The sequence below is a fragment of the Actinokineospora auranticolor genome, assembly GCF_041897805.1.
Classification (GTDB): Bacteria; Actinomycetota; Actinomycetes; order Mycobacteriales; family Pseudonocardiaceae; genus Actinokineospora; species Actinokineospora auranticolor.
In genome coordinates this window covers 1,988,118-2,011,929 of sequence record NZ_CP154825.1, presented here as the reverse complement: position 1 = coordinate 2,011,929, position 23,812 = coordinate 1,988,118, and the positions used below count along the sequence as shown (strand labels likewise).

General features: G+C 72.9%; 23 protein-coding genes. 2 read left to right on the top strand and 21 right to left on the bottom strand.

The window, feature by feature from the left end; all coding sequences use genetic code 11:
* Positions 1-28: 28 nt before the first annotated feature.
* The 19 genes from V5P93_RS09530 to pyrR form a co-directional block, all read right to left on the bottom strand.
* Complete coding sequence (locus tag V5P93_RS09530; RefSeq protein WP_245931644.1) at positions 29-1,009, bottom strand: asparaginase; 981 nt, start codon at positions 1,007-1,009, stop codon at positions 29-31.
* A 28-nt stretch (positions 1,010-1,037) separates the two neighbouring features.
* Complete coding sequence (locus V5P93_RS09525) at positions 1,038-1,532, bottom strand: flavoprotein (protein ID WP_245931645.1); 495 nt, start codon at positions 1,530-1,532, stop codon at positions 1,038-1,040.
* An 11-nt stretch (positions 1,533-1,543) separates the two neighbouring features.
* Positions 1,544-2,971 carry an RsmB/NOP family class I SAM-dependent RNA methyltransferase gene (locus V5P93_RS09520; protein WP_104482291.1) on the bottom strand — a complete coding sequence of 476 codons (1,428 nt, stop codon included), beginning with the start codon at positions 2,969-2,971 and terminating at the stop codon, positions 1,544-1,546.
* Positions 2,968-3,894 (bottom strand): methionyl-tRNA formyltransferase, encoded by a 927-nt coding sequence (gene fmt / locus V5P93_RS09515; RefSeq protein WP_104482292.1) that lies wholly within the window; start codon positions 3,892-3,894, stop codon positions 2,968-2,970. The genes V5P93_RS09520 and fmt overlap by 4 nt, the downstream gene beginning before the upstream one ends.
* Positions 3,894-4,439 (bottom strand): peptide deformylase, encoded by a 546-nt coding sequence (gene def / locus V5P93_RS09510; RefSeq protein ID WP_104482293.1) that lies wholly within the window; start codon positions 4,437-4,439, stop codon positions 3,894-3,896. The genes fmt and def overlap by 1 nt, the downstream gene beginning before the upstream one ends.
* Positions 4,440-4,837: 398 nt before the next feature.
* Positions 4,838-6,901, bottom strand: a complete 2,064-nt coding sequence (locus tag V5P93_RS09505; RefSeq protein ID WP_104482294.1) for a primosomal protein N' — start codon at positions 6,899-6,901, stop codon at positions 4,838-4,840.
* Positions 6,902-6,922: 21 nt separating this feature from the next.
* Entirely contained in the window at positions 6,923-7,315 is a 393-nt protein-coding gene (locus tag V5P93_RS09500; RefSeq protein WP_245931646.1) for a DUF5313 family protein, read from the bottom strand.
* Positions 7,316-7,386: 71 nt separating this feature from the next.
* Entirely contained in the window at positions 7,387-8,589 is a 1,203-nt protein-coding gene (metK, locus tag V5P93_RS09495) for a methionine adenosyltransferase (protein ID WP_181043808.1), read from the bottom strand.
* 70 nt (positions 8,590-8,659) lie between these two features.
* Positions 8,660-9,892, bottom strand: a complete 1,233-nt coding sequence (coaBC, locus tag V5P93_RS09490; protein WP_181043809.1) for a bifunctional phosphopantothenoylcysteine decarboxylase/phosphopantothenate--cysteine ligase CoaBC — start codon at positions 9,890-9,892, stop codon at positions 8,660-8,662.
* A gap of 4 nt (positions 9,893-9,896) precedes the next feature.
* Positions 9,897-10,184, bottom strand: a complete 288-nt coding sequence (gene rpoZ / locus V5P93_RS09485; protein WP_104482296.1) for a DNA-directed RNA polymerase subunit omega — start codon at positions 10,182-10,184, stop codon at positions 9,897-9,899.
* Positions 10,181-10,777 carry a guanylate kinase gene (gene gmk, locus V5P93_RS09480; RefSeq protein WP_374065785.1) on the bottom strand — a complete coding sequence of 199 codons (597 nt, stop codon included), beginning with the start codon at positions 10,775-10,777 and terminating at the stop codon, positions 10,181-10,183. Before gmk ends, rpoZ begins: the two co-directional genes overlap by 4 nt.
* A gap of 35 nt (positions 10,778-10,812) precedes the next feature.
* Complete coding sequence (gene mihF, locus V5P93_RS09475; protein ID WP_104482298.1) at positions 10,813-11,130, bottom strand: integration host factor, actinobacterial type; 318 nt, start codon at positions 11,128-11,130, stop codon at positions 10,813-10,815.
* Between the two features lie 561 nt (positions 11,131-11,691).
* Positions 11,692-12,522 (bottom strand): orotidine-5'-phosphate decarboxylase, encoded by an 831-nt coding sequence (pyrF, locus tag V5P93_RS09470; RefSeq protein ID WP_104482299.1) that lies wholly within the window; start codon positions 12,520-12,522, stop codon positions 11,692-11,694.
* Complete coding sequence (carB, locus tag V5P93_RS09465) at positions 12,519-15,833, bottom strand: carbamoyl-phosphate synthase large subunit (RefSeq protein ID WP_104482300.1); 3,315 nt, start codon at positions 15,831-15,833, stop codon at positions 12,519-12,521. The genes pyrF and carB overlap by 4 nt, the downstream gene beginning before the upstream one ends.
* Positions 15,834-16,961: a glutamine-hydrolyzing carbamoyl-phosphate synthase small subunit gene (gene carA, locus V5P93_RS09460; protein ID WP_104482301.1), complete on the bottom strand. Its 1,128-nt coding sequence runs from the start codon at positions 16,959-16,961 to the stop codon at positions 15,834-15,836.
* Entirely contained in the window at positions 16,954-17,499 is a 546-nt protein-coding gene (locus V5P93_RS09455) for a transporter (protein ID WP_104482302.1), read from the bottom strand. The genes carA and V5P93_RS09455 overlap by 8 nt, the downstream gene beginning before the upstream one ends.
* Positions 17,496-18,788, bottom strand: a complete 1,293-nt coding sequence (locus V5P93_RS09450) for a dihydroorotase (protein ID WP_104482303.1) — start codon at positions 18,786-18,788, stop codon at positions 17,496-17,498. The genes V5P93_RS09455 and V5P93_RS09450 overlap by 4 nt, the downstream gene beginning before the upstream one ends.
* Positions 18,785-19,735 carry an aspartate carbamoyltransferase catalytic subunit gene (locus V5P93_RS09445; RefSeq protein ID WP_104482304.1) on the bottom strand — a complete coding sequence of 317 codons (951 nt, stop codon included), beginning with the start codon at positions 19,733-19,735 and terminating at the stop codon, positions 18,785-18,787. Before V5P93_RS09445 ends, V5P93_RS09450 begins: the two co-directional genes overlap by 4 nt.
* Positions 19,732-20,325: a bifunctional pyr operon transcriptional regulator/uracil phosphoribosyltransferase PyrR gene (pyrR, locus tag V5P93_RS09440; protein WP_104482305.1), complete on the bottom strand. Its 594-nt coding sequence runs from the start codon at positions 20,323-20,325 to the stop codon at positions 19,732-19,734. The genes V5P93_RS09445 and pyrR overlap by 4 nt, the downstream gene beginning before the upstream one ends.
* Before the next feature lie 253 nt (positions 20,326-20,578).
* Here pyrR and V5P93_RS09435 point away from each other — a divergent pair, with 253 nt between their 5' ends.
* Positions 20,579-21,067 carry a transcriptional regulator gene (locus V5P93_RS09435; protein ID WP_018686187.1) on the top strand — a complete coding sequence of 163 codons (489 nt, stop codon included), beginning with the start codon at positions 20,579-20,581 and terminating at the stop codon, positions 21,065-21,067.
* 802 nt (positions 21,068-21,869) lie between these two features.
* On the opposite strand, the gene nusB is transcribed toward V5P93_RS09435, so the two are convergent.
* Positions 21,870-22,289, bottom strand: coding sequence for a transcription antitermination factor NusB (nusB, locus tag V5P93_RS09430; protein ID WP_104482306.1), 420 nt, complete (start codon positions 22,287-22,289; stop codon positions 21,870-21,872).
* 1 nt (position 22,290) lies between these two features.
* Entirely contained in the window at positions 22,291-22,854 is a 564-nt protein-coding gene (gene efp / locus V5P93_RS09425) for an elongation factor P (RefSeq protein WP_104482307.1), read from the bottom strand.
* 199 nt (positions 22,855-23,053) lie between these two features.
* Between efp and V5P93_RS09420 the strand changes: the two genes are divergently transcribed.
* Entirely contained in the window at positions 23,054-23,527 is a 474-nt protein-coding gene (locus tag V5P93_RS09420; RefSeq protein ID WP_245931647.1) for a hypothetical protein, read from the top strand.
* Positions 23,528-23,812: the final 285 nt, after the last annotated feature.

The following is a 23,812-nucleotide window of genomic DNA, read 5'->3' as shown; positions in this document are numbered from 1 at the left end:
CATCCAACCGTCAAGAGCGGTCGCCGGACTACCGGTAGTGCTCGAACGCGGCGACGATCCGCTCGCGTTCGGCGCCGTCGGCGAGCAACAAGAGCAACAGGACCCTTGCCTTGGCCGGGTCCAGGAAGCCCGCGTGCACGAGACCGCGGTCGAGCAGGTCGCGCTCGGAGCCCGGGTAGCCGTAGGTCTGCCGCAGCACCGACCCGGACCCGGTCCGCGAGGACAGCACCACCGGCACGTGCGCGGCGAACTCCGCGACCGCGGGCACCATCGCGGCGGGCACGTGGCCCGCACCCAGCCCGGCGATCACGATCCCGTCGCACACCCCGCCCGCGTGCCGCAGCAGTTCGCCGTCGTCCCCGAGCGCCACGGTGATCAGCCCGACCCGGAGGTTCTCGACGGCGGGCGACGCGGGCAGCGTCAACGGCACCCGCGGCACACCGCGCAGCCGGGGCTCCCCCTCGACCAGCAGACCCATCGGCCCGAAGCCGGGCGAGCCGAACGCGGCCGTGCTGCTGGTGTGGCCCTTGCGGACGAACCGGGCGCCGTGCACCTCGTCCGACATCACGACCAGCGCCCCCAGCCCGCGCGCGGCGGGCGCGGCGGCGACCCGGATGGCCGCGTACAGGTTGGCCGGGCCGTCGGCGCCCGCCGAGGTGGGGGCGCGCATGGCGCCGGTGACCACCACCGGCACCTCGGTGTCGACGGTGAGGTCGAGGAAGAGCGCGGTCTCCTCGATCGTGTCGGTGCCGTGGGTGACGACGACCCCGGCGGCGCCCGCGTCGATCTCGGCGCGCACCGCCCCGGCCAGCGCGACCAGGTCGCCGAAGCCGATCGAGGGGCTGGGCAGCGACCGCAGCCCGCAGGTGGTGATCTCCAGGTCGAGCTCGGCCAGGCCGGGCACGGCCGCGATGAGCTCGGCGGCGTCGAAGGCGGGCACCACACCGCCCGCCGCGCTCGGCGCCATGGCGATCGTGCCGCCCATGCCGATGACCGCGATCCTGGTCACACGTCCCTCCGCAACTCCCGGCCGCGGGTCAGGCGCGGGCGGGCTTGTCGAGCAGGTCCAGCAGGGGTTCCCACGGCGCCGACGGGTCCGCGTCGGCGATCCGGCAACCCGCGCCGCGCAGAGTGTCCAGGTGCGCGGTGAACATCGGGTGCGCCCGCTGCGCGTCACTCGCCTGCGGCCGGATCACGACCGGGACGCCGGGGAGGCCCACGGCCTCGCCCAGCGCGGTCAGTGCCTGGTTGTCCGCGATGCCCAGGGCCAGTTTGGCCAGCGAGTTCGTCGTGGCGGGGACGAACAAGAACGCGTCCGGCACCGGGTACGGCTTGGGTTCGCCCGGTAACCGGGGCTCGCTGCGCACCGGGAGGTCCGTCAGCGCCTGCAACCGCTCGGTCTCCCCGACCGCCGCCATCCAGCGCCCGGCGGTCGGGGTGAACGTGATCGCGAGCCGCCAGCCGCGCGCGGCCGCCGGTTCGGCGAGTTCGGCGCGCAGCCGCCGGTCCACACCCGCCGCCGCGGCGGACACCAGGCCGAGGATCACCGGCGGAGCAGGGCGCAGAACATCGCGTCCGTGCCGTGGCGGTGCGGCCAGAGCTGCACGTACGGGCCGTCGCCGAGGTCGGGCATCTCAGGGAAGGACTCGCGGGCGTCGAGGATGGTCGCGCCGGTCTTGCGGACCACCGTGGACACGACGCCCTCGGTCTCCGACAGGTGCGGCGAGCAGACCACGTACGCCACCACACCGCCGGGCCGCACCAGGTCGAGGGCGCTGGTCAGCAGCTCGGCCTGCAGGCGGGTGAGGTCGCCGACGTCCTCGGGCTGCCGCCGCCAGCGGGCCTCCGGCCTGCGCCGCAGCGCGCCCAGACCGGTGCACGGCGCGTCGACGAGTACCCGGTCGAAGGTGCCTTCGAGGCCGGGTTCGCGGCCGTCGGCGACGTGCACGGTGACCGGCAGGCCCTCGGTGATCCGCTCGATGAGCTTGCCCCGGTGCGGGGCCTTCTCGACCGCGTCCAGGGTGCCGCCGTTGATGGCGACCAGCGCGGCGAGCATGGCGGCCTTGCCGCCGGGGCCCGCGCACAGGTCGAGCCACCGGGTGTCGGCACCGTCGACCGACGGGCGGGTGAGGGCTAGCGCGCACAGCTGGCTGCCCTCGTCCTGCACGCCCGCCAACCGCTCGCGGACGGGTTCGAGGTCGCCCGGGTCGCCCGCGCCCGACTCGAGCCGCACGCCGTAGGGCGAGTACGGGGCCGGGTCGCCGCCGGTCATCGCGGCGAGCTCGTCCGCGCTGACCTCGCCGGGGCGGGCGACCAGGTGCACGGCGGGCCGTTCATCGTCGGCGCGCAGCGCGGCGGCCAGCTCGTCGCCGGTGGTGCCGAGCGCGTCGGCGAAGGCGCGGGCGATCCAGCGCGGGTGCGCGGTGCTCGCGGCGAGGTGGCCCAGCCGGTCCTCGGCCGGGTCCGGCGCGATGCGCGCGATCCAGCCGGGCTCGTCGAGTTCGCTGACCCGGCGCAGCACGGCGTTGGCGAAGCCGGTGACGCGCGGCCCGAGGTCGTGCCGCACCAGGTCCACAGTGGACGCGACGGCGGCGTGCGCGGGGACGCGCGTGCGCAGCAACTGGTACGCGCCCAGCCGCAGCGCGTCGAGCAGCACCGGCTCCACCTTGGACAGCGGGCGGTCGACGCACTCGGCGAGGATCTCGTCGATGAGGCCGAGGGCGCGGGCGGTGCCGTAGGCCAGTTCGGTGGCCAGCGCGGCGTCGCGGCCGGTGACCCGGCGCTCGCGCAGCAGCTTGGGCAGCACGAGGTTGGCGTACGCGTCGTCCGCGCGCACGGCCCGGAGGGTGTCGAGCGCGGCGCGGCGGGCCGGGTCGTCGATCGGCGGTCGGTCCGGGGTGTCCGGCCTGCGCGGCGGGTGCGCGCGGCGCGGGCGGGACGGGCGCTGGGGGCGGCGTCCTGGCTGGTTCATCCCAGTCGCTCCCCGGCCTCGAGGCGGGTGCCGCGGGCCCAATCGCTGGCTTGCATGCGTTTCTTTCCCTGTGCCTGGACCTCGCCGAGCCGCACCGGGAAGGTGGCGGTGCCGACGAGGACGCGCTTGCGCTCCACCAGCACCTCGCCCGGGGCGAGGGTGGTGTCGGACTCGGCGCGGGTGACCGGGCCGAGCTTGAACCGTTCACCGCGGAAGAGCGCCCACGCACCCGGGTCCGGGGTGACGGCGCGGATCCGGCGGTCCACGGCGAGCCCCGGTTGCCCGAAGTCCACTTTGGCGTCTTCCACGGCGATCTTGCCCGCGTAGCTGACGCCGTCCGCGGGTTGGTCGACGGCGGTGAGCGCGCCGTCCTGGATGCCATCCACAGTAGACAGCAGGAGACCGGCGCCCGCCTCCGCCAAGCGGTGGAGAAGTGTGCCCGCGGTGTCATCCGGACGGACGGGTTCGGTGAGCACGCCGAAGACCGGGCCCGCGTCCAGCTCGCGGACGATGCGGAAGGTGCTGGCGCCGGTGATCTCGTCGCCGTGCCAGAGCGCGGCCTGCACGGGGGCGGCGCCGCGCCAGGCGGGCAGCACGGAGAAGTGCAGGTTGACCCAGCCGTGCGGCGGGATCTCCAGCGCGGACTTGCGCAGCAGCGCGCCGTAGGCGACGACCGGGCAGCAGTCCGGCGCGATCTCGCGCAACCGGTCGAGGAACGCGGGGTCGGAGGGCTTCTCCGGGGTCAGCACCTCGATGCCGTGCTCGTCGGCCAGCGCGCCGACCGGTGAGCGGGTGACGTGCTGACCGCGGCCCGCGGGCGCGTCCGGTCGGGTGACGACGGCCGCGACCTCGTGCCGGGAGGCGATCAACGCCCGCAGCGACGGCAGCGCGACCTCCGGGGTGCCCGCGAACACCAACCGCATCAGCGGCTCCCGAACAGCGGGTGCGGGCTCTGCTTGAGGACGGGCACGCCGCCGTCGAACCACTCGGACTGGCGGATCTCGCGCATCGCCTGCTTGCGGGTGTCGTCGTCGAGCCGGTCGAGGAACAGGACGCCGTCGAGGTGGTCGGTCTCGTGCTGCAGGCAGCGCGCCAGCAGGTCGGACCCCTCGATCTCGACGGGCTCGCCGTGCTCGTTGAACCCGCGCGCGACGACGTTGCGGTGCCTGCGGCAGTCCCAGTAGAAGCCGGGGATCGACAGGCAGCCCTCCTGGCCGTCCTGGACCTCGTCGTCGACCGCGGTCCACACCGGGTTGACCAGGTGCCCCTCGACCCCGTCGCAGGCGTAGGTGAACACCCGCAACCCCACCCCCAACTGCGGCGCGGCCAGCCCGGCACCCCCCTGGTCGCGCATGGTGTCCCACAGGTCGCGGACCAGGTTCCGCAGCTCCTTGTCGAAGTCGACCACCGGCGCGGCGGGCGTGCGCAGCACTGGGTCGCCGAAGAGCCGGATCGGCTGGACGGTCACGGGTCTCCCATCAAGGGTCAAGGGTCGCGGTCGGTCCAGTCTATGCACCCGCGCCCGACCCCGACGCGCCCCGGCGGCCCTGGACCGGGATCGAGCCCGGCCGACGCTCGCTCGCGACGCGTTTCGACACGCGCGCCCGCACCTCGGGCCCGCGCCCGGAACCGGCAAGATCAAAACGGGTGGCGCGCGCCTCCGGCCCCCGATGACCATGCTACCGGCGGGTGCCGACGGTCCGGGCCGATGATGATCAAGCCTGTGCACAGCTCCTGCCCTATCGGGTGGAGCCTGGCCGAGCGGTCGAGTTGTCCACAGGCCACTCGGTTGATCTTCCGGTTTCGTCGCCCCCGCCCGGTAGCGTGGATACCGGGGGCCGGAAGCATGCGTTGATCAACATGCGCCTAGATGAGTTCGAGCGGATCCAGCTGGACGCGTAGCGGGTCTTGGTCTTTCCGGGCGGTTCGCACGCCTTGCGCCTTGGCCAGCACCGCCGCGAGGTCGCGGCCGTGGGCGCGGTCCACGCGGACCAGGGCGCGTTCGCGGGTGCTGTCGGCGTCCGGGGGTCCGAGGGGGACGGGGCCCAGGATCTCGCCGGTCGGGGGGAGCGGGAGGTCGGCGAGCATCCGGTCGACGGCCGCCGGGGTGCCGTCGATGGCGGCCATGCGGACGGCCGGGGGGAAGCCGAGTTCGGTGCGGCCCGCCAACTCCACGCCCGCGTGCCAGACCGGGTCCCAGCGGACCAGGGCCTGGACGGGGGTGACGGTCGAATCCGCGAGCACCACGACCCGGCCGCCGTCGGTCGCCGGTCGCACCAGGGCGGCGGCGGTCATCCAGCGGCGCAGGGCCTCCTCGGTGGCCCGCAGGTCCGCGCGGCCGAGCAGGGCCCAGCCGTCGAGCAGGAGAGCGGTGCCGTAGCCGCCCTCGGCGACGGGTTCGGCGCCCGGGGTCGCGACGACGAGCGCGGGCCGCGCGTCCACTGTGGAGAGCACCTCGGCGGCCCCCGAGGTGCGCACGGGGAAACCGGTGAACGCGCGGCCCAGCTCCTCCGCCGTCCGCTTCGCTCCCACCACCACCGCGCGCAGGCGGCGGGAACCGCAGTTCTGGCAACGGAAGTTGGCCTCGGCGGCCGCGCACCAGCGGCACGCGGGTGTGCGCGCGACCTCCGAACCCGCCGGGATGCCGAGTGGGCCCGCGCAGCGGCGGCACCGGGCCGGTGTGCGGCAGTCTTGACAGGTCAACCCGGGCACGTAACCCCGTCGGGGCACCTGCACCAGCACCGGGTGGCCCGCCGCGAGCGCGGTGCGGGCCGCCTCGAACGCCACGGACGGGATGCGGGCCGTGCGAGCGGCGGGGTCACGCGCGAGTTGGGAGTCGTGTTCGCCGATCGCCGTCACGCGCGGCGCGGCGGCGCGGACGTCGTTGCGGGAAGCCACGATCTCCGGGGCCCATCCGGCGTCCACGAGCAACTGCGCCTCGGCGGTCCGCGCGAACCCGGCGACCACCAGCGCGGCCCCGGTGAGCGTCGCCCGCTGGAGCAGGACATCCCGCACGTGCGGGTAGGGCGAACGCGGGTCGGAGTGCTGGTCGTCCCCGTCGTCCCACACCACCAGAACGCCCGGATCCGCCACCGGCGCGTACGCGGTCGCCCGGGTACCCACGACTATCCGCGCCACACCACGCCGCACCGCCAACCAACGTCGATAACGCTTGGCGGGCCCCAAATCAGCCGACAGCGCAACCACGGCCTCTTCGCCCGCCAACGCCACACAGGCCGCGTGCACACGGGCGACATCCCGGTGATCCGGCACCACTACGACCGCACCACGCCCCGACGACGCCGCAGTGGCCGCGACCTCCGCCAACCGCGCGGGCCAGTCCTCACCCGGTAGGGCCTGCCAGACCGCGTGGGCCTGTCGTCCGGCTCTTACCGCTTCGAGAAAAGCGGCTCCACGCGGGTATCGCGACCAACCGGCCGGATCAGGCGCCATAGGGGGCGCGGCGGGATCGGGTGGCTCCTCGGCCTCCACACGCGCGTGACGCGGCGGGATGGCCAACCGCAAGACGTCGATCATCGTGCCCGCGTACCGGTCGGCCACCGCCCGGCACAGCGTGGCGACCTCGGGCGCCAGCACCGGCTCGGGCGAAACCACCCGGTCGAGGAACGCCAACGTGCCCTGGTGGTCGGTCTCGTCGCCGCGCGCCACCAGGTAGGCGTCCACGAGCTGCCCGGCGAACCGCACCCGAACCCGGCACCCGGGCACCGCGTCGGCGTCCATCGAAGCGGGCACGAGGTAGTCGTAGGTCCGGTCGAGGTGCGCCAACGGCACGTCGACGTACACCCGCGCGATCGGCTGGTCCTCCGCCTGCGCGGGCCGCCCCTTCGCGGGTTTGGTCGCCTTCGGCGGCGGGACGGGCTTCACCGGGACCTCGACGGCGAAGAGCGCGTCTGGGTCGGGCTCGGCCATGGTGGCTGGTCTACCAGACCCCTAGTCCGGCCGGTCCGAGTGGTAGGCGGCGTACATGGCCACGATCTCCGCCCGGTCGCCGGACTCGGCCTCCTCGCGGATGCGGCGGTTGAGGCCCACGGGGTACCCGTGCCGGACGAGCCTGCGCTCGCAGGCGTCCTCCATGAACGACAGCGAGAAGTACAGCCCGGTCACGTACCCGGCGGCGACCATCGACAGCCGCAGCGACAGCGGGCCGGGCACGAGCAGCACCAGCCACACCGGCAGCAACAACACCATCACCCGGGCGAAATGCCGAACCACCCAGGTGGTGGCGGACAGGTCCCACAAGACCCACGGTCGGTAGGCGTCCGGGAGCGTGCCGCCGACCGCGTACCAGAGCCACCGCACCGCACCGGGTCGTTTCGGGCGCACCCCGGTGATGGTAGGCGCCATGACGCACCTCGTCCCCGGCCGGGTACCCGGTCGGGGACGAGGTCGACGCATCAGGCGTTGACGGCCTTCTTCAGCGCGTCGACGCGGTCCGTGCGCTCCCACGGCAGGTCCAGCTCCGGACGGCCGAAGTGGCCGTACGCGGCGGTCTGGGCGTAGATGGGGCGCAGCAGGTCGAGATCGCGGATGATCGCGGCGGGCCGCAGGTCGAACACCTCGCGCACCGCGGCCTGGATCTTGGCCGGGTCCAGCTTCTCGGTGCCGAAGGTCTCCACGAACAGCCCGACCGGCGCGGCCTTGCCGATCGCGTACGCGACCTGCACCTCGATCCGGTCGGCCAAGCCCGCGGCGACCGCGTTCTTGGCCACCCAGCGCATCGCGTACGCCGCCGAGCGGTCCACCTTCGACGGGTCCTTGCCGGAGAACGCGCCGCCGCCGTGGCGGGCCATGCCGCCGTAGGTGTCGACGATGATCTTGCGGCCGGTCAGGCCCGCGTCCCCCATCGGGCCGCCGATGACGAACCGGCCGGTGGGGTTGACCAGCAGCCGCACGTTCTCGGTGTCGAGTTCGAGGTTGGCCAGCTCGGGCAGCACGACCTGCTCGCGCACGTCCACGCCGAGCAGCTTCTCCAGGTCGACGCCCTCGGCGTGCTGGCTGGAGACGACGACGGTGTCCAGTCGGACCGCGCGGTCGCGGTCGTACTCGATGGTGACCTGGGTCTTGCCGTCCGGGCGCAGGTAGGGCAGCACGCCGTCCTTGCGGACCTTGGTCAGCCGCCGGGACAGCCGGTGCGCCAGCGCGATCGGCAGCGGCATCAGCTCCGGGGTGTCGGTGCAGGCGTAGCCGAACATCAGCCCCTGGTCGCCCGCGCCCTGCCGGTCGATCTCGTCGGAGGCGTTCTCCACCCGGGTCTCGTGCGCGGTGTCCACACCCTGCGCGATGTCCGGGGACTGCGCGCCGATGGCCACGTTGACGCCGCAGGAGTTGCCGTCGAAGCCCTTGGCCGACGAGTCGTAGCCGATCTTGAGGATGACGTCCCGCACGATGCTGGGGATGTCGGCGTACGCCTCGGTGGTCACCTCGCCCGCCACGTGCACCTGGCCGGTCGTCACCAGCGTCTCCACCGCGACCCGGGACCGGGGGTCCTTGGACAGCAGCGCGTCGAGCACGGAGTCGCTGATCGCGTCGCAGATCTTGTCCGGGTGCCCCTCCGTGACCGACTCCGAGGTGAACAACCTGCGGCCCGTCTCACTCACGACAAAACCCCCACCACATCTTTGTCCGGCAGTGTCCGCGCAACTCTACTGAGTCCGGGTTACGGACGGCTCAACGATCACGAAGAGACATGGCCGAGTCCCAGACTTCGGTCGCCATGGCCGACTTCGAGCCCAACGCGATGGGCTGTTCGGTCCCGTCCGCGGCCAGCACCCAGCCCGCGTTGTCCTCGGTCTCGAACGCCTTGCCCTCCCCGACGGCGTTGACCACCAGCAGGTCGCACCCCTTGCGGGCGAGCTTGGCCCGGGCGTGGTCGAGCACGTCGGCGCCGGAGTCGCCGGTCTCGGCGGCGAACCCCACGATGGTCTGCGTGGACCCCGGCACGCCCCGGCGCGCCTCGACCAGTTCGGCGAGCACGTCGGGGTTGCGGGTGAGGCCGATCGGGTCCGGGTCCCGGTCGGTCTTCTTGATCTTGAACTCGGCCCGGGTGACAGGCCGGAAGTCGGCCACCGCGGCGGCCATGACCACCACGTCCGCGTCGGCGGCGGCCTTGTGCACGGCGTCGCGCAGCTCGGCGGTGGTGCCGACCTTGACCACGTCGACGGCGGCCGGGTCGGGCAGCGCGAGGGTGTGCGCCGAGACCAAGGTCACGCGGGCGCCGCGCTGGGCGGCGGTGCGTGCCAGCGCGTAGCCCTGCTTGCCCGACGAGCGGTTGCCCAGGTAGCGGACCGGGTCGAGGGGCTCGCGGGTGCCGCCCGCGGACACCACGACGCGCAGGCCCTCCATGTCCCGGGGCAGCGCGTCCGCGCGGTGCAGCAGCAGCTTGGCCAGGTCGACGATCTCGGCCGGGTCGGCGAGCCTGCCCTTGCCGGTGTCGGCGCCGGTGAGCCTGCCGCTGGCGGGCTCGGTCACCACGGTGCCCCGGCCGCGCAACGCGGCCACGTTCGCCCGGGTGGCGGGGTGCTCCCACATCTCGGTGTGCATCGCCGGGACCATCAGCACCGGGCAGCGCGCGGTGAGCAGCGTGCCGGTCAGCAGGTCGTCGGCGAGGCCGTGGGCGGCGCGGGCCAGCAGGTCGGCGGTGGCCGGGACGACGACCACCAGGTCGGCTTCCTGGCCGAGCCGGACGTGCGGGACCTCCGGCACGTCGGAGAACACGCCGGTGTGCACCTTGTTGCCCGAGAGCGCCTCGAACGTGGCGGCGCCGACGAACCGCAGCGCGGCCTCGGTCGGCACCACCCGCACGTCGTGCCCGGACTCGGTGAGCCCGCGCAGCACCTCACAGGCCTTGTAGGCGGCGATCCCGCCGCCCACCCCCAGCACGACCCGGGGCCGCGGGGTCATGCGGTCACTCGCCCTCGGTGTGCTCGAGCAGACCGGAGTGGATCTCGCGCAGCGCGATCGACAGCGGCTTCTCCCGGGGACCGGGCTCCACCAGCGGGCCGACGTACTCCAGCAGGCCCTCGCCGAGCTGCGCGTAGTAGTCGTTGATCTGACGGGCGCGCTTGGCCGCGTAGATGACCAGCGCGTACTTCGACGAGACCTTGTCGAGCAGGTCGTCGATCGGCGGGTTGGTGATGCCTTCGAGAACCGTGGTCGGCTCGCCCAGGGCGCCCAGCTCGGTGGGGGTGATCACTCGCGATACTCCTGGTTCGTGGTGTCCCGGGTCGAGGTGCCGGGAAGTACCCAGGTTAGCAACTCCTCGGCGGCGGTCCGCACATCGGCGTTCACCACGACCGCGTCGAACTCGGCCTCGGCGGCCAGCTCGTCCTTGGCCACGGCCAACCTGCGGGCCACCACGTCCTCGTCCTCGGTGCCGCGACCGGTCAGCCGGGAGACCAAGGTCTCCCAGGTCGGCGGCACCAGCATGACCAGGAAGGCCTCGGGCATGGCCCGGCGCACCTGGCGGGCCCCCTGCAGCTCGATCTCCAGCACCGCGGGCCTGCCCTCGGCGAGGGCGACCTCGACGGGGCCGCGCGGGGTGCCGTAGTGGTTGCCCGCGTACTCCGCGTGCTCCAGCAGCTCGCCCGCCTCGACCATGCGCTCGAACTCGGCGTGGTCGACGAAGTGGTAGTGCATGCCGTCGACCTCGCCCGGCCGCGGTGGCCGGGTGGTCGCCGACACGCTGAAGTAGACGTCCGGGTGCAGCAGGCGCAGTTCGGCGACCACGCTCGACTTGCCGACCCCGGACGGGCCGGAAACGACCGTGAGCCGGGACCGGACGACCACGTCCGACCCCGGCCCCCGGCCATGAGACCGCTCGGTCACTCGACGCTGAACTCGGCGATCAGCGCCTTGCGCTGGCGCTCGCCGAGGCCGCGCAGGCGCCTGCTCGGCGCGATCTCCAGGCGCTCGATGATCTGCTGGGCACGCACTTTGCCGACGCCCGGCAGGGCCTCCAGCAGCGCGGTGACCTTCATCTTGCCCAGGACCTCGTCGTTGTCAGACAGGGTCAGCACGTCCTTGAGGGTGGTGCCGCCACGCTTCAGACGCTCCTTGAGCTCGGCTCGGGCGCGACGGGCGGCAGCCGCCTTCTCCAGCGCTGCGGCCCGCTGCTCCTCGGTCAGCTGGGGAAGGGCCACGATTTCCTCCGTGGGGTGGGATTTCTTCCGGATCGGTGCCGCGACGTTACCGACCCCTGGCCTGCTGGGACAACGCGGGTCCATCGTGTGCGGATCGTGACCGACCCGCCGAAGTTGATCAACAACGCGTGATCTCGTGTCCCTTGACCTGGGAGTATAGCCCAGTGGCTGCCGTCACTCTCGGCATCACGCAGCGCGATCGATCGCCGACGATCGGCGAAAGTGTCACCTCCGCCACTCTCCCGGGCCGCGCAACGCACCCGGACAGACCAACGCCGTCACACGCGCGTTCACCTGCCGGTTCACCTGCGGGGACGCGTGCGCAGGGCACGCCGAAGCCACCGAGATACCCGGCGGGCACTTCGGTGGCGGATTTCAGCGTCGGAATCGGTCGGGAATCGATGCCGTTCCGGGGTGAGTTTCGGTGGGGTTATCTCCGCGAGATCTGCTCGAGATTGTGTCCGATCGATGAGCGCTCGCCGACCGGGCAGGCGGTGGGAACGCGACCGGCCGGCGGGGGTCCCGCCAGCCGGTCGGTGTGGTGTTCCCGGGGGTTCTTGCTCAGCTCACCGCGGCCGCGAGGTCGTCGCGGACGCGGAGGGCGGCGGTGCGCAGTGCGGCCGGGTCGGGGCCGTGGCGCAGCACGTCGCGGGAGCTGGTGGGCAGCACGTGCGGCAGCGCGGGGCCGAAGACCCGCGCCAGGTCGGCCGGTCCGGCGCCCTGGGCACCCAGCCCGGGGGCCAGGATGGGCCCGTTGAGGCCGGAAAGGTCAAGATCCGTACGAGATACCGTAGCGCCCACCACGAGGCCGACGGAGCCCAGTGGGGCCGCGCCCGCGTTGCGGGAGGCCGCTTGGTCGACCACGGTCTGCGCGACGCTGCGGCCGTCGACGGCGGCCCGCTGCACGGTCGCGCCCTCGGGGTTGGAGGTCAGGGCGAGGACGAACACGCCCCGGCCGGTGCGCTCGGCCTCGGCCAGCGCCGGGTCCAGCGAGCCGAACCCCAGGTAAGGCGACACGGTGACCGCGTCGGCGGCCAGCGGGGACCCGTCGGACAGGTACGCCTGCGCGTACGCGGCCATGGTCGAGCCGATGTCGCCGCGCTTGACGTCGAGCAGCACCAGCGCGCCCGCCGACCGCGCGTCGGCGATGACCCGCTCCAGCACGGCGACGCCCTTCGAGCCGTACGCCTCGAAGAACGCCGACTGCGGCTTGAGCACCGACACGTCCCCGGCCAGCGCCTCCACGCAGGTCAGCGCGAACCGCTCCAGCCCGCTCGCGTCGCGGGGCAGGCCCCACTGGTCGAGCAGCCCCGGGTGCGGGTCGATGCCCACGCACAGCGGTCCGCGCGCGCCGACCGCCGCGCTGAGCCGGGCCCCGAAGGACGCGGTCACGACCGAGCCGCCCAGTCCGCGCGCAGGGCCTCTTGCAACGCCTGCAACGGCTGGACGCCGATGTCGTCGCGGATCAGCGCCTCGATGCCGTGCACGGCCGCCGCGGCGCCCTGGATGGTGGTGACGCACGGGATGTCGCGGGAGACGGCGGCGGTGCGGATCTCGTAGCCGTCGACGCGGGGCCCGTGGTTGCCGTACGGGGTGTTGATGACCATCTCGACACCGCCGTCGCGGATGAGGTCGACGATGTTGTCGTCGCCCTCGAAGTGCTTGCGCACGACCGTGCACGGGATGCCGTTGCGGCGCAGCACCTCGGCGGTGCCGGAGGTCGCGAGGACCTCGAAGCCCAGGTCGGCGAGCCGCTTGACCGGGAACACCATGGCCCGCTTGTCCCGGTTGGCGACCGAGACGAACACCCGACCGCTGGTGGGCAGGGAGCCGTAGGAGGCGGTCTGCGACTTGGCGAACGCCTTGCCGAACGAGGCGTCGATGCCCATGACCTCGCCGGTCGACTTCATCTCCGGGCCGAGCAGCGAGTCGACGCCCTGGCCCTCGGGGGTGCGGAAGCGGTGGAAGGGCAGGACCGCCTCCTTGACCGCGACCGGCGCGCCCGCCGGGAGTTCGGCGCCGTCGCCGGTGGCCGGGAGCAGGCCCTCGCCGCGCAGGTCGGCGATGGTCGCGCCGAGCATGATCCGGGCCGCGGCCTTGGCCAGCGGCGCGGCCGTGGCCTTGGACACGAACGGCACGGTGCGGCTGGCCCGCGGGTTGGCCTCCAGCACGTAGAGGACGTCGTCCTTGAGCGCGTACTGCACGTTGAGCAGGCCGCGCACGCCGATGCCGAAGGCGATGGCCTCGGTGGAGCGGCGCACGGCCTCCAGGTCGGTGCGGCCCAGGGTGATCGGCGGCAGCGCGCAGGACGAGTCGCCGGAGTGGATGCCCGCCTCCTCGATGTGCTCCATCACGCCGCCGAGGTAGACCTCGGTGCCGTCGCACAGCGCGTCGACGTCGATCTCGATGGCGTCGTCGAGGAACCGGTCGACCAGCACCGGGTGCTCGGGGCTGACCTCGGTGGCGCGCTCGATGTAGCCGGCCAGGGTGGCCTCGTCGTAGACGATCTCCATGCCGCGCCCGCCGAGCACGTAGGACGGGCGGACCAGCACCGGGTAGCCGATCTCGTCGGCGATGCGCTTGGCGCCGACGAACGAGGTCGCGGTGCCGTACTTCGGCGCGGGCAGCCCCGCGCCGGTGAGCACCTCGCCGAACGCGCCGCGGTCCTCGGCCAGGTGGATGGCCTCCGGCGGGGTGCCCACGATCGGCACGCCGACCTCGGCCAGCCGCCGGGCCAGACCGAGCGGGGTCTGGCCGCCGAGCTGCACGATGACGCCCGCGACGGTGCCGGAGGTCTGCTCGGCGTGCACGACCTCGAGGACGTCCTCGAAGGTCAGCGGCTCGAAGTAGAGCCGGTCGGAGGTGTCGTAGTCGGTGGAGACCGTCTCCGGGTTGCAGTTGACCATCACCGTCTCGTACCCGGCCGCGCGCAGCGCCATGGCCGCGTGCACGCACGAGTAGTCGAACTCGATGCCCTGCCCGATGCGGTTCGGGCCGGAACCCAGGATGAGCACCTTGGGGCGCTCGCGCTGCGGGGTGATCTCGGTCTCGGCCTCGGGGTCGAGCTCGTAGGCCGAGTAGTGGTACGGCGTCTTGGCGGCGAACTCGGCCGCGCAGGTGTCGACGGTCTTGTAGACCGGCCGCACGCCGAGGCGGTGGCGCAGGCTGCGCACCCCGTCCTCACCCGCCAGTTCGGGGCGCAGCGCGGCGACCTGGCGGTCGGACAGGCCCGAGCGCTTGGCGCGGCGCAGCAGCGGCTCGTCGAGCACGGGCGCGTTCTCGATCTCGCCGCGCAGCTGGACCAGCGACGCGATCTGGTCGATGAACCACGGGTCGATGCCGGAGGCGTCGTGCGCCTGCTGCACGGTGGCACCCATGCGCAGCGCGCGTTCGAGGGTGTAGAGCCTGCCGTCGTGCCCGAAGCGCAGCGCCTCCAGCGTCGACTCCAGCGTGACGACCGCCGGGTCCGCCGTGGTCCAGAAGCCGCCCGCCTTGGTCTCCATCGAGCGCAGCGCCTTGCCCAGCGCCTCGACGAAGTTGCGGCCGATCGACATGGCCTCGCCGACGGACTTCATCGTCGTGGTCAGCGTCGGGTCGGCACCGGGGAACTTCTCGAAGGCGAACCGCGGCACCTTGACCACGACGTAGTCCAGCGTCGGCTCGAAGGACGCGGGGGTCTCGCCGGTGATGTCGTTGCGGATCTCGTCGAGGGTGTAGCCGATGGCCAGCTTGGCGGCGATCTTGGCGATCGGGAAGCCGGTGGCCTTCGAGGCGAGCGCGCTGGAGCGGGACACGCGCGGGTTCATCTCGATGACGACCATGCGGCCGGTCTGCGGGTGGATGGCGAACTGGATGTTGCAGCCGCCGGTGTCCACGCCGACCGCGCGCAGCACGTCGATGCCGACGTCGCGCATGTGCTGGTACTCGCGGTCGGTCAGGGTCATCGCCGGGGCGACGGTCACCGAGTCGCCGGTGTGCACGCCCATCGGGTCGATGTTCTCGATCGAGCAGATGACCACGACGTTGTCGCGCTTGTCGCGCATCAGCTCGAGCTCGTACTCCTTCCACCCGAGCACGCTCTCCTCGATGAGCACCTCGGTGACCGGGCTCTCGGCGAGACCGGTGGAGGCGAGGCGCTCGAGCTGCTCGTGGGTGTAGGCCATGCCCGAGCCGAGGCCGCCCATGGTGAACGACGGTCGGATGACGACCGGCAGGCCCAGCTCGGCGACGGTCTCGCGGATCTCGTCCATGGAGTGGCAGACCCGGCTGCGCGGGGTCTCGCCGCCGATGTCGGCGACGATGTCCTTGAACTTCTGCCGGTCCTCGCCGCGCTGGATGGCGTCGATGTCCGCGCCGATCAGCTCCACGCCGTACTTCTGCAGCACGCCGCGCTCGTGCAGGGCGACGGCGGTGTTGAGCGCGGTCTGCCCGCCCAGGGTCGCCAGGATCGCGTCCGGGCGCTCGGCGGCGATGACCTTCTCGACGAAGTCGGGGGTGATCGGCTCGATGTAGGTGGCGTCGGCGAACTCCGGGTCGGTCATGATCGTCGCCGGGTTGGAGTTGACCAGGCTGACCCGCAGGCCCTCCTCGCGCAGCACGCGGCAGGCCTGGGTGCCGGAGTAGTCGAACTCGCACGCCTGACCGATCACGATCGGCCCGGAGCCGATCACCAGCACGTGCTTGATGTCGTCCCGCTTGGGCATCTACTTACCTTCCATCAAGGTCACGAACTGGTCGAACAGGTTCGCCGCGTCGTGCGGACCGGCGGCGGCCTCCGGGTGGTACTGCACGGAGAAGGCCGGGACCTCCAGCGCCCGCACGCCCTCGACGCAGCCGTCGTTGGGGCAGTAGTGGCTGACCGTGGCCCGGCCGAACGGGCTGTCGAAGTCCTTGCCGGGCTCGCCCTCGAGGGCGAAGCCGTGGTTCTGCGCGGTGATCGCGACCGCGCGGGTGGCCACGTCGATGACCGGGATGTTGATGCCGCGGTGGCCGTAGCGCAGCTTGTAGGTGCCCAGGCCCAGGGCGCGGCCCAGGATCTGGTTGCCGAAGCAGATGCCGAACAGCGGGATCCGCCGCTCGAGCACGCCCCTGGTGAGCGCGACGGCGTGGTCGGTGGTGGCCGGGTCGCCGGGACCGTTGGACAGGAACACGCCGTCGGCCTCGACCGCGAGCAGGTCGTCGAGGGAGCTTGTGGCGGGCAGCACGTGCGTCTCGATGCCGCGCGCGGCCAGCATCCGCGGGGTGTTCGACTTGATGCCCAGGTCCAGCGCGGCGACCCGGAACCGGCGCTCGCCGTCGGCGGGCACCACGTAGGTCTGCTTGGTGCTGACCTCGCTGGCCAGCTCCGCGCCCAGCATCTGCGGGCTCTCGAGCACGCGCGCGACCATCGCCTCGGGCGTGACCAGGGCGTCGCCGGAGAACACGCCCGCGCGCATGGCGCCGCGCTCGCGCAGGTGGCGGGTCAACGAGCGGGTGTCGACACCGCTGATGCCGACCACGCCCTGGGCGACCAGCTCGTCGTCGAGGGAGCGGGTGGCGCGCCAGTTGGAGGGGATCCGGGCGGGGTCGCGCACGACGTAGCCGGAGACCCAGACGCGGGCGGACTCGTCGTCCTCGTCGTTCCAGCCGGTGTTGCCGATCTGCGGGGCCGTGGCCACCACGATCTGCCGGTGGTACGAGGGGTCGGTCAGGGTCTCCTGGTAGCCGGTCATGGCCGTGCAGAACACGACCTCGCCGAAGGTGGCGCCGGTCGCGCCGAACGCCTCGCCGCGGAACACCCTGCCGTCTTCGAGGACCAGCGCGGCGGCCGTCCTGGTTGTTGTCTCACTCACCGTCGTGTCCTTCTCCGGTCTGGTTCGAGCAGAGGGCGCGCAGGGCGGGCACCCACCGCTCGTAGTCGTCCTTGTCGTCGGCGCGGAAGCCGGTGTCGAACTCCTGCTCGCCGACCGCCCAGCGGACCACGAGCAGGCCGTCGCGGCCCATCACCTTCCCGGCGATCCCGGCCTCGGTCCGCGCGGCCCGCACCGACCCGGCGGGGATCCACACGGGAGTGGCGCCGGTGCGGTCGAAGAGCAGGCCGTCGGCCAGCAGGTGGGCGGTGGCGTCGGCGCGGAAGCCGACGTCGCCGACCGCGACCCGGTCCTGCCAGCTCGCGCCGGTCACCGTGCTGGCGTAGACGCCCGTGCTGGGTGGCAGCACGGTCTCCGCGGCCCCCGACCGCACACTGGCCAGGAGGTCTTCCGGGGCCGTGGGCAGCGCGGGCAGCACCTTCGCCTGGCGGCGGGCACGGTTGCGGTAACCCCACCACATGAGCGCGACCAGCAGCAGGAACACCGCGACGAACAGCAGCGTCAGGCTGAGCCGGTTCACGCGGTCGCCTTCCCGTCCCGGGCGGTGACCTCGCCGCGCAGCAGGGTCAGCACCACCGTGCCGGGCAGGTCCATGCCCTCGTACGGGGTGTTCGCGGCGATGCTGGCCAGTTCGGCGCCGCGCACGGTCCAGCGGCCCGCCGGGTCGACCAGGGTCAGGGTCGCGGGCTCGCCCACCGCGATGGGGCGGCCCTGGTCGGGCAGCCCACCGATCTCGGCGGGGCGCTCGCTCATCACCCGCGCCACACCGCGCCAGTCCAGCAGCCCGGGCTCGACCATGGTCGCCACCACGATCGGCAGCGCGGTCTGCAGGCCGAGCATGCCGGGGCGGGCGGCGGACCACTCGCAGTCCTTGTCCTGCGCGGCGTGCGGGGCGTGGTCGGTGGCCACGCAGTCCAGCGTGCCCGCCGCGAGCGCTTCCCGCAGCGCCTTGGCGTCCGACGCGGTGCGCAGCGGCGGGTTGACCTTGTTCACCGGGTCGTAAGTGTTGAGCCGCTCGTCGTCGAGCAGCAGGTGGTGCGGGGTGACCTCCGCGGAGACCCGGGTGCCGCGCTCCTTGGCCCAGCGCAGCACGTCGGCGGTGCCCGCGGTGGAGACGTGGCAGACGTGCAGCCGCGCGCCGACGTGCTTGGCCAGCAGGCAGTCGCGGGCCACGATGGCCTCCTCGGCGACCGCGGGCCAGCCCGCCAGGCCCAGCCGCGCGGCCAGCTCGCCCTCGTGCGCCTGGGCGCCGACGGTGAGCCGGGGCTCCTCGGCGTGCTGGGCGATGACCGCGTCCAGCGCCCGGGTGTACTCCAGGGCCCGGCGCATGACCAGCGGGTCGGCGACGCAGAGGCCGTCGTCGGAGAACACCCGCACGCGCGCGGCGGAGCGGGCCATGGTGCCGAGTTCGGCGAGTTGCTCGCCCTTGAGGCCGACGGTGACCGCGCCGACCGGGTGCACGTCGACCAGGCCGACCTCGCGACCCCGGCGCCACACGTGCTCGACGACCACGGCGTTGTCGGCGACCGGGTCGGTGTTGGCCATGGCGAACACGGCCGTGTAGCCGCCGAGCGCGGCGGCCCGGGACCCGGTCTCGATGGTCTCGGTGTCCTCGCGGCCCGGCTCGCGCAGGTGCGTGTGCAGGTCGACGAAGCCGGGCAGGGCGACGAGCCCGCCCGCGTCGATGACCTCGGCGCCGCCGGTGTCCAGGCCGGTGCCGATCGCGGTGATCACGCCGTCGCGGATCTCGATGTCGACGGGGTCGCCTTCGCCGTAGGGCTTGGCGCCGCGGATGACGGTCGTGCTCATGCGGCGTCTTCCTCTCCGGCCAGCAGGTGGTACAGGACGGCCATCCGCACGTGCACCCCGTTGGTGACCTGCTCGGTGATGGCGGCGCGGGCCGAGTCGGCGACCGCGTGGGAGATCTCCATGCCGCGCAGCATCGGACCGGGGTGCAGGACCACGGCGTGCTCGGGCAGCAGGGACGCGCGGGCCTCGTTGAGGCCGTAGGCGATGGAGTACTCGCGGGCGGACGGGAAGAACCCGCCGTGCATGCGCTCGGCCTGCACCCGCAGCAGCATCACCGCGTCCAGGGTGGGCAGCTCGGGGTCGAGGTCGTGCGAGACCACCAGCGAGCCCGCCGCGCCGACCGGCCAGTCGCCGACGGCGGTGGGCAGCAGCGTGGGCGGGGCGACCAGGACGACCTCGGCGCCGAAGGAGGTGAGCAGGTGCACGTTCGACCGGGCGACGCGGCTGTGCAGCACGTCGCCGACGATCGCGATCCGCCTGCCCTCGACGCCGCCGAGCCGCTCCCGCAGGGTCGCCATGTCCAGCAGCGCCTGCGTGGGGTGCTCGTGCGTGCCGTCGCCCGCGTTGACCACGCTGGTGTTGGTGTGCGAGAGCCACGACGCGAGCCGGTGCGCGGCGCCGGAGGCCGGGTGCCGCACGATGACGCAGTCCGCGCCCGCGGCGGCCAGCGTCAGCGCGGTGTCGCGCAGGGACTCGCCCTTCTTGACCGAGGACCCCTTGGCGGAGACGTTCACCACGTCCGCGCTCATCCACTTGCCCGCGATCTCGAACGAGACCCGGGTGCGGGTGGAGTCCTCGTAGAACAGGGTGATGACGGTGCGGCCTCGCAGCGTCGGCAGCTTCTTGACCTCGCGGCCCAGCAGCGTCTTCTTCAGGCCCTCGGCGGTGTCGAGGATGACCCGCGCGGTGTCCGGGTCGAGCCCGTCGGTGCCCAGCAGGTGCTTCACGCGCCCTCCCCCGCCCGGTTCAGCAGGACCGCGTCGCGGTCGTCGGTCTCGCTCAACAGGACGTGGACCTCCTCGGAGCGCGCGGTGGGCACGTTCTTGCCCACGTAGTCGGCGCGGATGGGCAGTTCGCGGTGGCCGCGGTCGACCAGCACGGCCAGCTGCACGGCGCGCGGGCGACCGCCCGCGTCGCGCAGGGCGTCGAGCGCGGCGCGGATGGTGCGGCCGGAGAACAGGACGTCGTCGACGAGGATGACCAGCGCGTTCTCGATGCCGCCGACGGGCAGCTCGGTCTCGCCGAGCGGGCGGGTGGGTTTGCGCCGGAGGTCGTCGCGGTAGAGCGTCACGTCGAGGGTGCCGACGCCGACCTCCACGCCGCTGAACTCGGCCACGCGGCGGGCGAGGCGGTGGGCCAGCGGGGCTCCCCTGGTCGGGATGCCCAGCAACACGACCGGGCCCGCGTCGGACGCGCCGAGCGAGGTCTTCTCGATGACCTGATGGGCCATTCGGGCGATGGTGCGCGCCACGTCACCGGCGGACAACAGCTCGCGCCGCTCCGCCGGTTCCGGCGCGCCACGATGTCGCGGCGGCACTTCGGACTCCTTCCCCGCCTCACCGGACGGGTCATTAAAGGTGTCTAGCGACCCCTCTGACCTGGGGTCGACCCGACCGTACCAGGCGAGTGGGCGGGGCCAGGCGGGTGGTGTGCGTCGCTTTGCCGGGACCCGTGGGCCGGACCGGCTTGACCTGGTGACAACTCTGGGTAACCATTACTCAGCGTGTTGAAGTGAGGATACCCGCGGCAGTCCTTAGCGCCGTCGGGGCGAACGAATGGAGAACCGCCGCATGGGCGACTACGCCAAGGCGTTGGGGGCCAAGCTCCGCGCCATCCGCCAGCAGCAAGGGCTGTCGCTGCACGGCGTCGAGCAGAAGTCCGGTGGCCGCTGGAAGGCCGTCGTGGTCGGCTCGTACGAGCGGGGCGACCGGGCCGTGACCGTACAGAAGCTGGCCGAGCTCGCGGACTTCTACGGCGTGCCGGTGGTGGAACTCCTCCCCGAGGGCCGCGTCCCGTCCGGCGCCGAGCCCGCCACCAAGATCGTCATCAACCTCGAGCGGCTGCAACAGCTGCCCGCCGAGAAGGTCGGGCCGCTCGCCCGGTACGCCGCCACCATCCAGAGCCAGCGCGGCGACTACAACGGCAAGGTCCTCTCGATCCGCACCGAGGACCTCCGCTCCCTGGCGATCATCTACGACATGACCCCGGGCGAGCTCACCGAGCAGCTGATCGACTGGGGCGTGCTGCCCCCCGAGGCGCGCCCGTCCAAGGAGGACTAGGTTCGGCCTCCCGACACCCGACCAGGCAGACGGGGATACTGCCCGGTCGGGTGTTTTTCGTACGCCCCCACCACCCCGCACCCCGCAAAACCGGCCCTGACCTGCGATTTTCGCGGTTGTCCACATACCGCCGCCGCATCCACACCCCACCACACCCGGGCCCCCCGCACCCCCACCACCGGTAGGCTGGAGCAGGGCCGACCCCCCGGGATGGGTGGGGGCTGCGTGGATTCGGGGCGGCTTGCCGGAGCCTGGGGAAGTGGGTTCGGCGGTAGCCGCGGCAGCTTGAACCGGGTGCGCTGATGGATCTCCATCACCAGCGGATCACCGAACGCCCGGGGAACACCACTGTGCTGCCGCGCCACCCAGTTCGCTGACCTGCGCGGTGGTTCGCACCTGCTAGCCGGCCGCCGATCGGCCCGGTAGTTATACGACGTCAAACCGCCGCACACGCAGGTCAACGAGGCCGCCGCCGGGCGATACAGCTCGTCGGCGTGGTCGCGGGGACCGCGTGGATTCGGGGCGGCTTGCCAGAGCCTGGGGAAGTGGTTGGCGCTCACCGCGCGAAGGGTTTCGGGGCGTCGAGGCGCGGCCGGGTCAGTGAACGGCAGGGTGATGTGCCGGGGGTATCCGGCCCGAGAAATGGGCTGACCCGCCCGGCCTGTGGGGGATCATTGATCCAAGGGGGGTCTTCACAGGTCGGACGGGGCAGTGGGAAAACCGTAGCGGGGCGGAGGTCCGCGCCGGGTGCGCTGCGGGCCAACACGCCGTCGCTGGATCGGGTGAATCGGCGCCGCGGGGGCTAGAGGGTGGCGCGGAGGCGGTCGGCGATGCCCGCGATGCGGCCGAGAACGCCGTTGACGAACCGCGGGGAGTCGTCGGTGGAGAGGGATTTGGCCAGCTGGACGGCCTCGTCGATGGCCACGGCGTCGGGGACGTCGGCGGCCCAGAGGATCTCGTACAGCCCGAGGCGGAGCACGGCCAGGTCCACGGCGGGCATGCGGGCCAGGGTCCAGCCCTCGGCGTGTTCGGTGAGCAGTTCGTCGATGCGGGCGCGGTTCGCGCTCACGCCCTCGACCAGGGTCACCGTGTAGTCGTTGACCGGGGGGACGTCGGGGGAACCGACCCGGTCGGCCAGGAGCGTGACCGGGTCGGCGCCGCGGACGGCGGCCTCGAAGAGGAGGTCCACCGCCCGCTTGCGGGCTTTGCTGCGAGCACCCACGTCAGTTGTTGACCCGGCCGAGGTAGCGACCGTCGCGCGTGTCGACCTTGACCTTCTCGCCGGTGGTGACGAACAGCGGGACCTGGATCTCCGCGCCGGTCTCGAGCCGCGCGGGCTTGGTGCCGCCGGTGGAGCGGTCGCCCTGCAGGCCGGGGTCGGTGTGCTCGATGATCAGCTCGACGGAGGTCGGCAGCTCGATGAACAGCGGCACGCCCTCGTGCGAGGAGACCACGGCGGTGCCGTTCTCCAGCAGGAACCGGGACTGCTCGCCCACGGTCTCGGCGTTGATGCCGATCTGCTCGTAGGACTCGCCGTCCATGAAGTAGAACTCGGCGCCGTCGTTGTAGAGGTAGGTCATCTCGCGGCGGTCGACGGTGGCCGTCTCGACCTTGACGCCCGCGTTGAACGTCTTGTCGACGACCTTGCCCGTCATCACGTGCTTGAGCTTCGTCCGCACGAAGGCCGGACCCTTGCCGGGCTTGACGTGCTGGAACTCGACGACGGTCCAGAGCTGGCCCTCGAGGTTGAGCACCAGGCCGTTCTTCAGGTCGTTGGTCGAGGCCACTGGGGGGATCTCCTGTTGTCCGGGCGTGGTCGTCCGGCGGACCCGCGCGGGATCCCTCGACGACCATGGGCTGCTTCGTGGGTCGGTGGGAGGCGGGCGTGACGACACCCGGCCAGACGGCGACCGCTACTCCGGCGGGAAGTGTACCGTCGCCCGGCTTCCGGCCCGGCAACCGGGTTCCGGGGCCTACGCTGGAGTAATGCAGACGTGGCTGGTGCGCGGCGCGGCGTTGGCGGTGGTGCACGCGGGATCGGCCGTGGCCGTCGCCGCTTTGAAGGCCGCCGACCCGGTCGGGTGGCACGGGCTCGAGGCCCTGGTGCTGGGCGCCCTGGTCGGTGTCGCGGCGGTGTGGGCCGCGGTCGACGGGTGGCGCGGGGTCGTCGACCGGGGCCGGGCCTGGGTGATCGCGGCCTTAGTCGCCGGGTGGGGCGCCGCCGTGCTCGGCGTCGTCGGGCGCGCGGTGTTCGTCGACCAGACCGGGGTGAGCGCCCTCGGCCAGGCCCTGACGGGCGGCGCCGCGTTCACCGCCCTGCTGGTCCTGGTCCCGGCTGGACTGGGCCTCCTCGTCGGCCCCCGCCTGGCCCTGCGCGAACTCCCGGCCGACGACGAAGACCCGCCCGCCGCCACCCCCGCGCGGCAGGCGCCGTCCCCGCGCCGCCGCAACGCGGTCTGACACCGGCGCCCACCGTCGAGCGCGGGTCCGCATCACCGACCACACCGCAACACGGCCGAACGGGTGAGCCGGGCGCAACACGATCGGGTGAACCGATCCAGAGCCCCTGACCGCCTCGAATCCGGGTGTGCTCACCCTCGGTGAGCTGGTACCCGGTCGCCAACCGAGGCCGCGCCATGGCCGAGTTCAACCGCCACGCGCGCGGACGTGGACACCGACAACCGAGGTCTGCTTCGACGTCGGCGCAGGGCTCAGCCGTCGAACCGACGAGCGGCGGGTATCGCG

What these genes read in the sequence shown, in the direction of transcription:
- V5P93_RS09420 (WP_245931647.1), top strand. Translation starts at nt 23,054, where the DNA reads ATGCAGACGTGGCTGGTGCGCGGCGCGGCGTTGGCGGTGGTGCACGCG.
- V5P93_RS09520 (WP_104482291.1), bottom strand. Translation starts at nt 2,971, where the DNA reads ATGAACCAGCCAGGACGCCGCCCCCAGCGCCCGTCCCGCCCGCGCCGC.
- V5P93_RS09505 (WP_104482294.1), bottom strand. Translation starts at nt 6,901, where the DNA reads ATGGCCGAGCCCGACCCAGACGCGCTCTTCGCCGTCGAGGTCCCGGTG.
- carB (WP_104482300.1), bottom strand. Translation starts at nt 15,833, where the DNA reads ATGCCCAAGCGGGACGACATCAAGCACGTGCTGGTGATCGGCTCCGGG.
- fmt (WP_104482292.1), bottom strand. Translation starts at nt 3,894, where the DNA reads ATGCGGTTGGTGTTCGCGGGCACCCCGGAGGTCGCGCTGCCGTCGCTG.
- V5P93_RS09435 (WP_018686187.1), top strand. Translation starts at nt 20,579, where the DNA reads ATGGGCGACTACGCCAAGGCGTTGGGGGCCAAGCTCCGCGCCATCCGC.
- V5P93_RS09450 (WP_104482303.1), bottom strand. Translation starts at nt 18,788, where the DNA reads ATGAGCACGACCGTCATCCGCGGCGCCAAGCCCTACGGCGAAGGCGAC.
- coaBC (WP_181043809.1), bottom strand. Translation starts at nt 9,892, where the DNA reads ATGACCCCGCGGCCCCGGGTCGTGCTGGGGGTGGGCGGCGGGATCGCC.